This window comes from Sphingobacterium sp. BIGb0165 (assembly GCF_024810095.1).
GTDB classification, from domain to species: Bacteria; Bacteroidota; Bacteroidia; order Sphingobacteriales; family Sphingobacteriaceae; genus Sphingobacterium; species Sphingobacterium detergens.
This window is the reverse complement of record NZ_JANUEB010000006.1, coordinates 34,680-48,362: the sequence shown is the minus strand read 5'-3', so window position 1 is coordinate 48,362 and position 13,683 is coordinate 34,680. Positions and strand designations below refer to the sequence as shown.

Sequence of the window (13,683 nt, the reverse complement as noted above, 5' to 3'; positions counted from 1 at the left end):
TATTTTGGTGTACTTCATTATATTATCATTGGTAAAGATGGAAGAATAATTGACAATGATGCACCTAGGCCCAGTTAGGATATTACCCAAACAAAAATTATGGAGGCTTTGGATATAAAGTAAAATTAGCTGATTTATTTGCCCTCTATTCATTCGGTACAGCGCAAGTTATACCGAATGAATAGAGGGCTTTAATTTTGAAATAAAAAAATCATAAGTGTCTTGTCCTGAAAAAAGTTTACATTTAGTGTTTAGGCTATCTTAGTTGACACGTTTTCTCTGTTCATCATTGGATTGGATGATTTTCTTATCTTCAAATTTCTTTCCTTTTGTAATCGTATAGGTAAAGGATAGCCCAAAAGTACGTGTGGGGCGTTTTTGATAGAAATTGATGATAGTACCTTCATAGCTTGAAAACTCACGTTCCCGCGCTGTATTGAATAAATCATTGGCTTGTAGTGTTATTTTACCTTTCCCATTTAAAATCCCTCTAGAAAACATTACGCTGGAATAGAATTGATCCGCATATTTAGTATTACCAATGTAAGATGCTGTTCGATAACTCAAATATAGATTAACATCAAATAGTTTACTAACTTTCAGAAAGTTAAATAGGCTTCCTTCAAATACTTTTTGAGAAAGGTTGATATTGCCATATTCAAACTCGGATTTGAAGAATGAAAGATTACTTTGAACCCTCCAAGAACTGTTTATTGTAAATGGGAAAAATGCACTGGAGCCATAGTCTTTGCCATTTTTGAAGTTTATAGATTGATATTTGATCTGCCTGTTGTTGACCTGTGTGGTAAATTGCACTATTTTATCCTGTGTATTGGAATAGAATAGATCGACTGAGATGCCTTTTTTTAGTGTAATCCCTGTTTCAATGCGGTGGATGTATTCCGGCTGTAGATTGACATTCCCCTGAATTAGCACAAAGTCGTCGATCTGAAGTGTATAGGGATTTAAATCCTTGAAAGAAGGCCGCCGTACCCTTTTTCCGTAGTTAAGATGAATAGAAGCACCCTTCTTTCCTATGTTCTGCAATAGAAAGATAGAGGGAAATAGATTGAGATAATTTTGTTTTACCTTCTCGGAACTTGTCACCGATAGTCCATCGATAAAAGTTTGTTCGGCCCGTAATCCTGCTTTAATTGAGAAGTTGTTGATTTTTTTATCCAGGGTGAAATAACCCATGATCAGATCTTCGTTGTATATAAACTGATTACTATATAAAGAATCGAGCTGCCAGTTATCCTCAATAAAATTATTTCTTTCGACGGTATTATTGCGTTTTGTCCGTACATATTTGACGCCTGTAGCAACACTAAAGTCCTTTTGATATTTTTTGTTGAGATCGGCCTGTATACTGTAGATATGTGTTGTACTGGGTGAAAGATTTTGATAGATGTAGGGGGCAGGGCTGTTAGGTGCCGTCATGCGATAGTGATTCGATTCCCGATTGTCATTGTACAAATAATCGGCGATCACTTTAAAGCTAGACTCTAATGTATCTATTTTCAACGAATAATTGAAGGTAGAGTTGACCATTGTCGGTCTATTCTTCCATACGTTATCCGTTGTTTTGTATAAAGTATCACCCTTTATGTGATGGGCATTATTGGTATGGAAGTCTTGGTCAGACTTAGAATTTGTCCAGATGGTCTGCAATCCAATGTTTTGGTTTTTAGCGATTTCGTAGTTGGCTGTTAACCGGGCATTATAGCTATTGAGATCCTTAAAACGTTGTGTATTGCTCAGGTATTTCGAGTCGTCAGGATACTGGATGCTATAGTCTGTCTTATAGCGTTGGTTATCTTTGGTATAGGCGATTGCTCCAGACAGGTAGAGTCGTTTGTTTTTGTAATCAAATAAGGTACCTCCGTTAAAATAAGGATCTTTGACATTTTGGATATAGCGAGCCAATAAGATTACTTTGAATCCATCACTTGTTCCCTTTTTCATTACTATTTTTACGATTCCGCCAAGGCCTTGAGCTTCATATTCAGCTCCCGGATTGGAGATAATTTCTATTCGCTTAATATTTTCCGAAGGAATTGAGCGGAGGTATTCTGCCAATTGTTCAGCAGACATCCGTTGTATAATATCATCGATCATGACGATCACAGATTGGTTACCCCTGATCCTGATATTGCCGTTGTGGTCGACCCAAAGATTAGGTGATCGCTGTAAAAGGTCGAGTGTAGATAGGCCGTTTGCAAGCATCGTCCCTTCTACATTCACGATCATACGGTCTGCCTGCCTGACATAGGGCGATCGGTTTTCCGTAATCGTTACTGTCTCCAATACGGTATTGTCGTTATCCAAGGTCAGCTTTAGTTTGCCCGTTCGATCAAGGTCGCCAAACGATTTTCTGACTGATTTATAACCTAGGGAAGAAACCTCGAGCAGCAGCAGTCTTTGATCAATGGGTAGAGCAATATTAAAGCGTCCTAGCTCATTTGCAACTGTAACACCTATTATGGAATCGCCTTTTAATACACGGACGGTTGCATAGGGCAAAGGTTGATTTTTTATATCACTGATCTGCCCTTCGATTTTATCTGCTCGCATTTGTTCTAATGTACTAGGAGGCAAGTCAGATATTACTAAAATTTTTTTGTCGAGAAATTGATACGCAAGATGGTAATCCTTTAATTTTTTGTTTAATAGATAATCTAGTGAGATTTGCTTGCTGTCTACCGTCAGGGTCATGTCTTCCATAACAATCTCATCGCTGTAAAATACAGTATAACCACATTGACTCTGAATCATATCAAAGACATTCTTTAATGGATATGTACCTGGTTCCAGGCGGATATGACGTACCTGTGCTAGACAAAACTGCAGGCCAACAAAAGTGATTATTAGTGATAAAATCGATCTTGTAAACATTTTCATATTTTTAGCGTAAAAAGATCACACTATCTCTTATCTCATATTCAAAAGGATAGCTGATTTTTAATGCGTGTAATAGTTCATTTATTTGAAGATTCTTACTTGCAAAAGCTCCAGTGAATTTGGCGTCCATCAATTTCTTGTTTTCAAAGATTACTTTCATATCGTAGTTTTTACCAACCTTTTCCATCAGATCTTTTAGTGGTTGATTTTTGAATATAATAGAATCCTGAGTCCATAGCCTGCTAAACTCCAGTTCACGGGGGCTCACTCTATTGATCACTAGATCAGGAACGCCTCTGTGCGCTTTTTGCTTCCATACCGCTTTTTCTCCTGGAGTGATGGTAAAAATATGATCCGGCGAATCGTTATGGAATAACTGAACCTTTCCATTGTATAATACGAGTTCTGATTCATCCTTGGACAAGTTTGGCTTGATGGTAAAACTCGTCCCCACAACATTTACTTTCCAATCTCCCACAGTGATGCGCATCGGATGCAACGTATCCTTTGCTACATCAAAAAATGCGGTGCCATGTAGGAGAAGTTCTCTGTTATCCTTTCCATAGTTGCTATTGTAGCTTAATGTAGCATGTTTATCCAAGGTGACCTTTGTCCCATCTTTCAATACAAGAGAGACTATTTTCGTTCCTGATTCTTGGATTACGGCTTCGCCAATATCTGTGGGGTTGAAGTATCTGATGCCAATAAGAACAAAAATCAGCAAGGCTGCAGCTATGCTCCCAAAAAGAAAAACCATTTTACGGTAGTTTTTGATTTTTGCTGTCGGGCTTTCCGCTGCATTGATTTTTTTCCATATAGAATCTAATTTGTCCTTATGGGTTGATTCGTTGCGTTTCGGTTCTAGGTAAAACCTTTCTAACAGGAGGCTTATCTCTTTCTCTTGCTTATGCTCTACTAGATATAGATCGTAATCGAGCTGTTCGCTTGCGGTCAGCCCATCAGCTAGCTTTTTAGCGAATAATCTTAAAAAATCATCTTTGTCCATTGTGTTTATTTTTTGATAACTGTCTAACTGCCTACCAGAAAAGTGATAGTAAAAAACGTTTGAAATTTGATTTGTTGATGATTGACTGCTCCTTCTTCCAATAGACTTCGATATAATTGGAGAGGTATTTGACCGCCCTGTAGAGTTGATTTTCCACTGTACGCAGCGAAATATCCAATAGCTCGGCGACTTCTTTCTGTTTTAAGCCATCTTCTCGAATCAATGTAAAAATGACTTTGCGTTGCATAGGCAGGGAATTCACAGCTTCCGTCAGTATGGCATGTAGTTCCTTGTCAATCAATGCATCGAGGGGGCTGGGAGTTTGAGAAGCAGTATATTCCTCCAATTCATAATCAATGGTTTGGCTAGCATAGACGTTCTTTCTAATCTCGTTTAAACAGGCGTTTTTCAAGGATTTATAGAGATATAGCTGTGGTTTTTGGATTTCTCTGATTAGGGCTCTCTTTGTCCACATTTGTACAAAGAGATCCGATACGATTTCCTCCGCCGTATTGGCATCCGAAAGCATTTGCTTTGCAAAATTCAGTAACCTTAACGCGTAGCATGAATAGAATTCATTAAAGGCTTGCTTATCGCCCTGATGGATCTTTTCAAATAGCGTGGACAAGTGTGAACTATGATGAGGCTGGCTATTCATATGCTAATCGTTATAATGCTCCAATACAGCCCGTACGCTACCGTATTTCTGCAAATTGGTTAATGCTTGGTATTCCGTACAGCCGAGTTCGTCCATGATAAAAAGTACGCCTCTTTTCATCAGCTTATCGTTTGAGATCTTCATATCTATCATTTTGTTGCCTTTGACCTTGCCCAACTGAATCATTGCTGATGTACTAATCATATTGAGAATTAGCTTCTGTGCCGTTCCTGCTTTCATCCGGGTCGAACCTGTGATAAACTCGGGTCCAGTGACTACTTCAATGGGAAAATCCACTGTCTGCGCGATGTGGCTTCCTGCGTTGCAGACAACGCATCCTGTTGTGATACCCCTGACAGCCACAGCCTGCAGTCCCGCTAAAACATATGGAGTCGAGCCCGATGCTGAAATACCGATTACAAAATCTGCCTCTGAAACGTTTAATTTTTTTAGGCTTTCCCACGCAGTACTCTTATTATCTTCCGCATTTTCGACCGCATGCCTTATAGCAGTGTCTCCACCGGCAATTAGTCCGACAATGACATCGCGGGAGACACCGAATGTTGGTGGGCATTCGGATGCATCTAAAATCCCAAGTCGGCCGCTTGTTCCGGCTCCTATGTAAATCAACCGACCATTGTTTTTAAGTTTTTTGACGAGTTCATTTACAAGCATTTCAATCTGTGGAATCACTTTCTTTACGAGCTGCGGTACCATATTGTCCTCATCATTCATATAGTTTAACAGTTCAGCGGTATTCAACTCTTCTAGATTGCTGTATTTTGATTCACTTTCAGTCAACTTTATCATATTTCATGTTGTCATTTACCTTTAAGACACCTAAAATAAAAAAACTACTCACTCTCTTTGGATAATTCTTTTCATACTGTTTATTGCATTGTAAGATATACCAAAAAGGGCAAATCAATTCGCTTTGATTTGCCCTTTTTATCCTCTTAACATCGTGTTAATTCTTCGAGTGTGATATACTACTATAGTCGCTAATCATCATGTGCTGTTGTTAATTCTTTTTATATTTCAATAGTTTATCCAGCCAGGATTTTCGCTCTTTAACGATACCGATTTTATTTTTATTAACATTCCAGAGCGAGTTGGTTTTCTTATTAGCATGAGTTGAAGCTGCGTGCGCATATTCTTTAGCTTTTGGAGTATCGCCCTTGAAATTTGCTAAAAAAGATAATAGTGAATACACCACGTAATTTTCTATGGGAAACTGGATATTTTCTTGATCTATTCTTTGTAATAATAAAGAATAAACGTCGTCATAAAATTCGGTTTTCTGAGCTTGTACTATTATTTCCGAAAAATCGAGGTAAGATATTGAAATTACATTTGGAAATTCCTTCTCGAAGTCGATTGATTTCTGAAAATAGATTAATGCTTTTTCGAGATCATTTCTTAGCCTATAGATATTTCCCAATTGATTATAGGTTTGGCTTCTTTCAATTCTATTATCGGAGTATTCTGTTAATACCCTATTCAAAAGCATTTCAGCTGCATCCAATAGATTGTTATCCTTTGCTTCGACAAGTGCGAGTGCTTGGATTCTTAAAATTTGAGGATGATTGTACTTTCTGGCTCGAATGAGTTTGGTAAAGAATTCCTGCTCGTCGGTTGGAGTCCAAGTTTTTCGTCTAAACCAATCTGTCATTTGTATTGCTTTCTATAATTTATTTTAAATATACCAAAAGTCAGATTTCATTTTGAGTGAATACAGCTATAGTTGAATTATAGAGAATCAATTTCTTTTTTATCCAACACAGTTCGCAATGCTTTATATATTCCTAAAAGCAGGATGATCAGGCAAGTCAGCGTTAGGCCAAGATATTGCACCACCCAACCGATAAGAATTGCAAGGATATGGATCTTGCCGTTCTCTGGTCTGAACATATTCCCTGTGAAAAGATAAAAGGCAAAGGTAATGAACACGCCCAACCAGATCAGCGCATAAACGTAATGCAGCGGATTTTTACTGAATTGATAATTTCTCAACATAGTCATCTTAAATTTAAATTTATAGAGATTTGCGTCTTGTTTATGAAGAGATTTACAATTCGCTTGATGAGATTTATGAATCGTTGGGTCGTGATCGATCAGCATCTTGTTTTTAGAAATCGGCAATAATGATCTTTTTCATTCCCATCATTTTTTTGAATGCGCCGGGTCTTTTGTTGAGTTCTTCCCAATTTTCAGGACAAACCTGCCAGCTTAATCCGTATTTGTCTTTGAGCCATCCACAAACGCTCTCTTGTCCTCCACCCGATGTCAGTGCTGCCCAGTAGTAGTCTATTTCAGTCTGATCTTTACAGGGGATCATCAGCGAAATAGCCTCGTTAAATTTGAATATCGGTCCGGCATTGATCCCAATAAAACGCATTCCCAAAATCTCAAACTCTACGGTAAGCACTTTTCCGGCAAAATCCTTCTGGAAATCAGCCAGTCCTTCGGCTTCAGAATTCGGGTAATACGTAATATTGATTATTTTTCCATCTTTGAAAACCGATAGGTAATATGCTGCGGCTTCCTGCGCATTGCTGTCAAACCAAAGGTTTGGAATTATCTTTTGCATAGCTTTATATTTTTTTTGGTTTTTTTTTCAGTATAGTCTACAATTGATACTCCTCTATTTTATTCTATCTGAATTTTGATCATTTGCAGTCTTACAAATCTAATAGATTTGCTCTTCGATTGACTTGACATAGGATAAGAAATAGAACTGCATATATAACGCATTGCATCTCGTTCGTGGTCTAATATACTGTTGAATAATGAACATTTGTTATATTTATCCATCAAACTATCGCTAAGTGAGTTTAGGATGAAAGCCTTATTAATTATAGATATGCAACAGGGAAGTTTTAAGCCCTATACGCTGCGGTATGATACCTTTGGCGTCATTGATCGGATAAACAAACTTTCTGAACAGTTCAGAAAGAGCGGTAATCTGGTTATTTTTATACAACATGATGGCACAAAGGAGAACTGTTTCCTTCCTGGTACAGAAGATTGGTCTTTATTGCCCGAATTGATCAGAGGTCCTGAAGATATATTTGTTTCTAAGACAACGAATAATTCATTTTATAAAACAGATCTTCAGACGATATTGCAGCGTAGGGGAGTGAAGGAACTGATCGTGACCGGATGTGCTACAGATTTCTGTGTGGATGCCACGATAAAATCAGCGCTAACAAGGGATTATTTTATCACCGTAGCTTCAGATGGACATACGACAGCAGACAGACCAATGATCCCAGTTAAGCAGGTGATAGCCTATTTCAATTGGTTATGGTCTGAAATGACAGCGACGCAGGGGATGATCAAAGTCGAATCCTGTCATGCTATTTTAGCGACTTAAGTATTGAGTGGATATACTATATGTGGTACACAAAAGAAAGAAAATTATCATTTTTTATTGCTTTGGCCTATGTAGGAATAGGTACATTGTCTGTATGTTCGATTCTTCCAGACGATCCGTTGTATAACGAATGGTTTCTTGTAGGTCTGGTATTTACATTTCCGGTAACGATTGTAAGTTTTGCCTATCGTTATGCCGAAGGGGATCTACTCCAAAAGATTATAAATTTTTCTCTTTTGTAAGCTTAGCTGCTAGGTGAACAGGTTTTCCCTTTCGTTTCTTTACTAAATATTTAGGTTTATTCACTCAATGAAACTCTTGTTTCGCTCATTACTGATTTTTTACAACTGAGCCAACAATATATTTGGGTAAAGTTTAAAAACTAATTATTCAAATGAAAGTTTTAAAAAGCATGTTGATGGTCAGTCTAGGACTGGTTATCTTTTTCTCCTGCAAAAAGGGCGACACTGGTCCGCAGGGAGCCGTTGGGGAAAAGGGCGAGCAGGGTGCCAGGGGAATTCAGGGGGTAAAAGGTGATGACGGGGCGACAATTTTTTCTGGGGATGCGGTTCCTGTCGCTACGCTGGGGAAAGCTGGAGATTATTATATCCGTAAAACGACTTCCGAAATGTATGGTCCCAAAACGGATGCTGGATGGGGCAAAGCTACTTCTTTCAAGGGAGCGACAGGTGCCAATGGAGCGGCGGGATCCAAAATCCTGAGTGGGACCCAAATTCCAGCAGTGTCGTTAGGTGCCATAGGTGACTTCTACTTTAAAGTGGATAGTTATCAATTTTTTGGCCCTAAGACTGCATCCGGATGGGGAACAGGGGTTAACCTGAGAGGAGCTACGGGTACTGCTAATGTACTCTACAGTGGTTGGCAAAGTGCTACAATGGTTAAAGATTCTATTATGGATGGTACGACGGTCAGAATTGGCCATCTTGCTGCCAAAGGACTGTCCACAACCATATTGAGTAGTGGAACTGTAATTGTTTATTTGGATTATGGGGGCGGAATTTTCCAGCTGCCTTATACTTCAAGGGCTGGAGGGAGAATGAGTACTATTTCCCACCATCCGAAAGAGAATAGGATCATTGTCTACCGGTTTGTCTACGATGGTGGAAATCTCGTGGCATTACCTGCTCAAATTATGTACCGTTATGTAATTATTCCGGGTGGAACCATGGCAAGTTTGAAACGTAAGGGCGTCGATCTAAACGATGCGAATCAGGTTGAGGCAGCATTAAAATCGGAATAGAAATGTTAAACTAAAAAAGTGCTGATCGAGAAGGGTAAACTACTAGCTGTCTTTCTAACATAGATGTCGGGAATGGAACGCAGGTGAAATATTTTGCTAAATATATTGTATATTTAAGATAACTATTCGATTGTTTTCGAGCTTATCAATGTAAACGAAATAGATTATGATCAAGGCAGTCATTATTGATGATGAGCTGAAAGGTGCCACTTTGCTCCAGCATAAACTCCGCGCTTTTTCTGATAGGCTTTCTGTCGAACGGATATTTAGTGATCCCTTTGCTGCCCTACAGGACCTTCCATCCATTAGTCCGGATATTGTTTTTCTGGATGTCGAAATGCCGCTGATGGATGGATTTAAGTTTTTGGAAAATCTAGGAAACATCCATTTCGAGGTTATTTTTGTTACTGCTTATAATGTATATGCCATTGAAGCCCTGCGCGCGGATGCTTTGGATTATCTGCTCAAACCAGTGGATACTGATGAACTAACGGCTGCAATTGAAAAATTATCCAAACGTATTGAATGGAAAAAACAGCGCCAGAAACAGGGTATTCATATGGGGAGCACCTGCGCATCGCGGTTGGCCCTGTCTACTGCAGAAGGGATTTATTTTGTAAGGAAAGATGAAATCGTCAAAATCGAAGCGATGAGTAACTACTCGGTGTTCTATTTTTCTGCAGGTAACAAGATCATTGTTTCCAGGACACTGAAAGAGTTTGAAGGATTGCTGGATGGTGATTGTTTTTTGCGGATCAACCGGAGCACGATCGTCAATCTTAGCTGTGTGATTCGTTATAAGAAAGGGGAAGGGGGGACCTTACAGCTTGTGGACGGATCAGAGCTAGAGGTTTCCCCATCCAAAAAAAGCCTGCTTATGGAATTGTTATCCCGTACTTAACCTGTAGTTATGGTTAACGTAAAGTTATTGATTCGGTTGTTTGTCGTTGTGATGGTTACCTTATCGCGGGGGTTGGCACAGGAACGGATTTATAACTTTCTTCATTTTACCAGTCGTGAGGGACTCCCCAGTGACAAAATCAGAGATGCCGCTGTCGATGAAAAAGGATTCGTATGGATCACAACGGGGAAGGGTCTGTGCTATTTTGATGGGAATAACTTTTTCCCTGTTAGTTCTACGCAACAATCAGATTTTTCGTATGATCTGGGAAATCTCAGCATAGGCAGTAATAATAAGATCTGGGTCGCGAGCTATAACCGGGGTTTAGTTTGTTATGATCGGTCCAAACCCCAGCATGAGGCTTGGACTAGTTATAGTGCTAAAGCGGCTGGCGGAGATGTTGAGAAACATGAACTTTATGCTGTTCATGAGTCAGGAGGCAAGGTGTTTTTTGGTGGGCAAGAAACAGACCTACAGATTCTGGATCCGGTATCGGGACGCATATCATCGATAAAACTGGCACCGGCAGCCTATGTAACTATTTTCCGCATCCAAGAAGATCAGCATGGGATTCTGTGGATAGGTACGCGCTATCATGGTTTATTTTCTTACGAACCCAATTCTGGGAAGACAGTTCATTATGATCTTTTGAACAAGGGTGAAAATGCGGTCACGGGAATCTGTATGGCAGGAGAGCAGGTTTTTGCTGCCTATTATAATCATGATCTAATACGGTTATTACCTCAAAAACAGTGGATTGCGCAACGATATATTCTTGGTATTGGTCCTAATGTTGCACATTATGATAACAATATCGCTGATGTCTCCTTTTTTTCGGACGAGAATAAAATATTGGCAGCCCATAATGGGGGCAAGCTGTACAGTTATGACCTATATAATAAGGAGGTTGTTGAGATACCGTGGAACAGGGCTGCTCCAGAGGGATCTGCTGTTAAAATTAATCGTATTGTATCCATACAGGGAGGATATTTTATATGTTCAGATCATGGTCTATTTTATTATTCGAAAAAGTTAAATTTAATTAAAGACCTCATACCTGTTCAAACTGACCCTATCCAGCATATATTAAAAGTAGGTCACAAGAAGTGGTATATCTCCAAGGCTCAGATCGGTGAATTGTCTCCAGATTTTCAACTACGTTTATCAGCCTTCTCCCTGAATAACCTTAAGATCAGCCAACTTACGGCTATAGGGATTTGTATTTATATCTCCACCCTAGACAGCGGGATTTATGTTTTTGATACGGTGAGTAAAGAGCTTAGGGAATTAAAGATTGTAGGAAACACTTTTGGTCTTGAACGAGCCGACTGCAATAGTGTGATTTGGGATTCAGTCAATGGAAGAGATATACTATGGATCGGCTCCTGGAACTCGGGACTATATCAATATGATCTTTCTACGAATAGGGTTGTATTGTACAATAAAGAGAATGGTCTTATTGATCATAAAGTAATCACATTAGGTAAGGATATTTCTGGCTCTCTATGGCTGGGTATGGATGGCTTCGGTGCAGTTAAAGTAGTAGATAAGGTGAATATGAAATTTATTAATTTCAAGCATCAACGGCAGTCTGGAGAAAGTCTTGCCGCCAATACCGTGTTTTCCTTTCTTTTGGATATCGATCGCCACTTTTGGTACAGCAGTAGCCAACAGGGTATAGGGATGATTGTTGAACAGCCGGGGAAAACACGTTTCCTACAGGCTAATGACCGTAATCGTTTCCCCTTGTTTTATGCCCATACGCTAAAAAATGATATAAAAGGACGAATCTGGATGAAAACTCAAGATGGAGTAATGATTTTTGATCCAAAGTCCAGAACGTTTTTACAGTTGGGAGCAGGACAAGGCATATTCCCGCCCGAGCGATTTTCGACCCATAGTTTTTATTTTGATTCGGATGTATTGGTTTGGATGACGGATAAAGGTCTGATCAAAGGGCCGATGGCTGAGATTGGAAGTAAAACCGAAAATATAACCCCTGTTATAAGTGCATTCAGGATACTGAACCGCGATAATACCTATCGGCTTGTAAATGGAAAGATCGCGCTCCAGCCTGATGAAAATGCCTTTTCTTTTCAGTTTGCTGTACCTGGCCAGCTTGCGGACAAGACCTTACGTTTTAGCTATAAACTAGAAGGGGTTGATCGGGAATGGATTGATTCAGACGCAAATCAACAGGCGGTTTACAGCAATATTGCAGGCGGAGAATACCGTTTTGTCCTTCGGGTTGGGGACGAGAATGGAAATTGGTCGAAAGCGCAACTGGATATACCTGTGTCTGTAAAACTGTTATGGTATCAAGGTTTATGGTTTAAAGTCGGTCTGGTGACTTTTGTTTTTCTTGCAGTAGTACTGATTTTGATCTATCGACTCGCGCATCAGGAGAAAATTAATCGGATGCAGCAGGAATTTAGCCTAACCTTACAGCATGAGCTGAAACAAAATGAATGCAAGATCAGGGAGCAGAGCGAGATCCTGGAAATAGAAAAGGAAAAAAAATTGGCCTCTGACTTCCGGCAACAATTATATGAAAGTGAACTGAAAGCTATTCGTTCGCAGATGAATCCACATTTTATTTTCAATATTTTGAATTCTATTGAGGCCTATGTAGTCGAAAATGATGCAATACAGGCCAGCAAGCTGATTCAGAAATTCGCCACTTTGAGCCGTATTGTACTTGAGAATTCTCAATTCTCCAAGGTGACCATTGCTTCGGAGCTTCAATTGGTCAGGCTGTATCTGGATCTCGAGCAAGAACGTTTTGATCATATATTTACCTATAGCATTCAATCGGATGAGCGCTTAATCAAAAGCAATAAAAAGATTCCGTCGATGCTGATTCAGCCAATTGTCGAAAATGCCGTACATCATGGTATGAGGAATCTCCATGGCAAAAAAGGCAAGATATTGATCCGGACAGCTTTAAAAGAAAAGGAAATTAGGATTGAAATTCTGGATAATGGTGTTGGTTTTGATCAGTTTCATAAAACTGGAAATAGCAATTTCAAAAGTACCTCATTTGGTTTAAAAGGAGTACAAGAACGATTACGTATGCTCAGTAGTGATGAGTCAGCAGAATCCGCTTCACTCACAATTGACAAAAAACCTGATGAGGATGATTTTACTGTCAGGATTACGATTACGCTTCCTTTATAGGCAATTACCTCCTTATAGGCATTTTCTCGAAAAACATACTTATGCATTTAAGCTTTTAGTCGATTTTTAGAAGCGCATCCGGCAACCTTCCTAAGTTTAATGGCCTTGGAAAGATTCTCTGTTTTCAATACCTAGCTTGTCTTCATTGAATGATGTATGATATCGGACGGTTGCCCCCCTGTCAAGCACAGGGTGACGCGTATATATGGTTGTGGTTGATAAAGATGTCGATTGATCTTGCTGACGAGTGCCGAGATCTTGGTAACGAGTTAAGGGTGACAGGTTGAACAGCTGCTCCCTAATTGATTCTCCTTATTCACACTGATTTTGCAGTCACTTACTCATTGATAGTCTGTAAAGGTTTTTTTAAACTTAACTTTAATCTGATCGTTACAATATTTTG

Annotated in this window: 12 protein-coding genes; 5 read left to right on the top strand and 7 right to left on the bottom strand. The window is 39.3% G+C overall.

Annotated features, from left to right (window positions below):
- Positions 1–261 precede the first annotated feature (261 nt).
- The 7 genes from M2408_RS14705 to M2408_RS14675 form a co-directional block, all read right to left on the bottom strand.
- A complete protein-coding gene (locus M2408_RS14705; RefSeq protein ID WP_259183061.1) occupies positions 262–2,895 on the bottom strand; it encodes an outer membrane beta-barrel protein in 2,634 nt (877 codons plus the stop codon).
- Between the two features lie 10 nt (positions 2,896–2,905).
- Positions 2,906–3,907 carry a FecR family protein gene (locus M2408_RS14700; protein ID WP_259183060.1) on the bottom strand — a complete coding sequence of 334 codons (1,002 nt, stop codon included), beginning with the start codon at positions 3,905–3,907 and terminating at the stop codon, positions 2,906–2,908.
- 31 nt (positions 3,908–3,938) lie between these two features.
- Positions 3,939–4,565, bottom strand: a complete 627-nt coding sequence (locus tag M2408_RS14695) for an RNA polymerase sigma factor (RefSeq protein ID WP_259183058.1) — start codon at positions 4,563–4,565, stop codon at positions 3,939–3,941.
- 3 nt (positions 4,566–4,568) lie between these two features.
- Positions 4,569–5,375 carry an N-acetylmuramic acid 6-phosphate etherase gene (murQ, locus tag M2408_RS14690; RefSeq protein ID WP_259183056.1) on the bottom strand — a complete coding sequence of 269 codons (807 nt, stop codon included), beginning with the start codon at positions 5,373–5,375 and terminating at the stop codon, positions 4,569–4,571.
- Positions 5,376–5,586: 211 nt separating this feature from the next.
- Positions 5,587–6,237, bottom strand: a complete 651-nt coding sequence (locus M2408_RS14685; protein ID WP_259183055.1) for a tetratricopeptide repeat protein — start codon at positions 6,235–6,237, stop codon at positions 5,587–5,589.
- A gap of 77 nt (positions 6,238–6,314) precedes the next feature.
- The gene (locus M2408_RS14680; protein WP_147420381.1) at positions 6,315–6,581 is read right to left on the bottom strand and encodes a hypothetical protein; all 267 of its coding nucleotides are present in this window, start codon (positions 6,579–6,581) and stop codon (positions 6,315–6,317) included.
- Between the two features lie 112 nt (positions 6,582–6,693).
- Positions 6,694–7,155, bottom strand: coding sequence for a VOC family protein (locus M2408_RS14675; RefSeq protein WP_259183053.1), 462 nt, complete (start codon positions 7,153–7,155; stop codon positions 6,694–6,696).
- Positions 7,156–7,404: 249 nt separating this feature from the next.
- Here M2408_RS14675 and M2408_RS14670 point away from each other — a divergent pair, with 249 nt between their 5' ends.
- The 5 genes from M2408_RS14670 (at position 7,405) to M2408_RS14650 (ending at position 13,280) form a co-directional block, all read left to right on the top strand.
- Positions 7,405–7,941, top strand: a complete 537-nt coding sequence (locus tag M2408_RS14670) for a cysteine hydrolase family protein (RefSeq protein WP_259183052.1) — start codon at positions 7,405–7,407, stop codon at positions 7,939–7,941.
- Positions 7,942–7,961: 20 nt separating this feature from the next.
- Complete coding sequence (locus M2408_RS14665; RefSeq protein ID WP_259183050.1) at positions 7,962–8,183, top strand: hypothetical protein; 222 nt, start codon at positions 7,962–7,964, stop codon at positions 8,181–8,183.
- A gap of 152 nt (positions 8,184–8,335) precedes the next feature.
- Positions 8,336–9,202, top strand: a complete 867-nt coding sequence (locus tag M2408_RS14660; RefSeq protein ID WP_259183048.1) for a collagen-like protein — start codon at positions 8,336–8,338, stop codon at positions 9,200–9,202.
- 166 nt (positions 9,203–9,368) lie between these two features.
- Positions 9,369–10,103, top strand: coding sequence for a LytTR family DNA-binding domain-containing protein (locus M2408_RS14655; RefSeq protein WP_259183046.1), 735 nt, complete (start codon positions 9,369–9,371; stop codon positions 10,101–10,103).
- Between the two features lie 9 nt (positions 10,104–10,112).
- The gene (locus M2408_RS14650) at positions 10,113–13,280 is read left to right on the top strand and encodes a sensor histidine kinase (RefSeq protein WP_259183044.1); all 3,168 of its coding nucleotides are present in this window, start codon (positions 10,113–10,115) and stop codon (positions 13,278–13,280) included.
- Positions 13,281–13,683 lie beyond the last annotated feature (403 nt).

Excerpts from the sequence above, each read along its gene's own strand:
- M2408_RS14670 (WP_259183052.1), top strand. The coding sequence starts at position 7,405 with ATGAAAGCCTTATTAATTATAGATATGCAACAGGGAAGTTTTAAGCCC.
- M2408_RS14700 (WP_259183060.1), bottom strand. The coding sequence starts at position 3,907 with ATGGACAAAGATGATTTTTTAAGATTATTCGCTAAAAAGCTAGCTGAT.
- M2408_RS14655 (WP_259183046.1), top strand. The coding sequence starts at position 9,369 with ATGATCAAGGCAGTCATTATTGATGATGAGCTGAAAGGTGCCACTTTG.
- M2408_RS14675 (WP_259183053.1), bottom strand. The coding sequence starts at position 7,155 with ATGCAAAAGATAATTCCAAACCTTTGGTTTGACAGCAATGCGCAGGAA.
- M2408_RS14660 (WP_259183048.1), top strand. The coding sequence starts at position 8,336 with ATGAAAGTTTTAAAAAGCATGTTGATGGTCAGTCTAGGACTGGTTATC.
- M2408_RS14695 (WP_259183058.1), bottom strand. The coding sequence starts at position 4,565 with ATGAATAGCCAGCCTCATCATAGTTCACACTTGTCCACGCTATTTGAA.
- M2408_RS14650 (WP_259183044.1), top strand. The coding sequence starts at position 10,113 with ATGGTTAACGTAAAGTTATTGATTCGGTTGTTTGTCGTTGTGATGGTT.
- M2408_RS14705 (WP_259183061.1), bottom strand. The coding sequence starts at position 2,895 with ATGTTTACAAGATCGATTTTATCACTAATAATCACTTTTGTTGGCCTG.
- M2408_RS14680 (WP_147420381.1), bottom strand. The coding sequence starts at position 6,581 with ATGTTGAGAAATTATCAATTCAGTAAAAATCCGCTGCATTACGTTTAT.
- M2408_RS14685 (WP_259183055.1), bottom strand. The coding sequence starts at position 6,237 with ATGACAGATTGGTTTAGACGAAAAACTTGGACTCCAACCGACGAGCAG.
- M2408_RS14665 (WP_259183050.1), top strand. The coding sequence starts at position 7,962 with ATGTGGTACACAAAAGAAAGAAAATTATCATTTTTTATTGCTTTGGCC.
- murQ (WP_259183056.1), bottom strand. The coding sequence starts at position 5,375 with ATGATAAAGTTGACTGAAAGTGAATCAAAATACAGCAATCTAGAAGAG.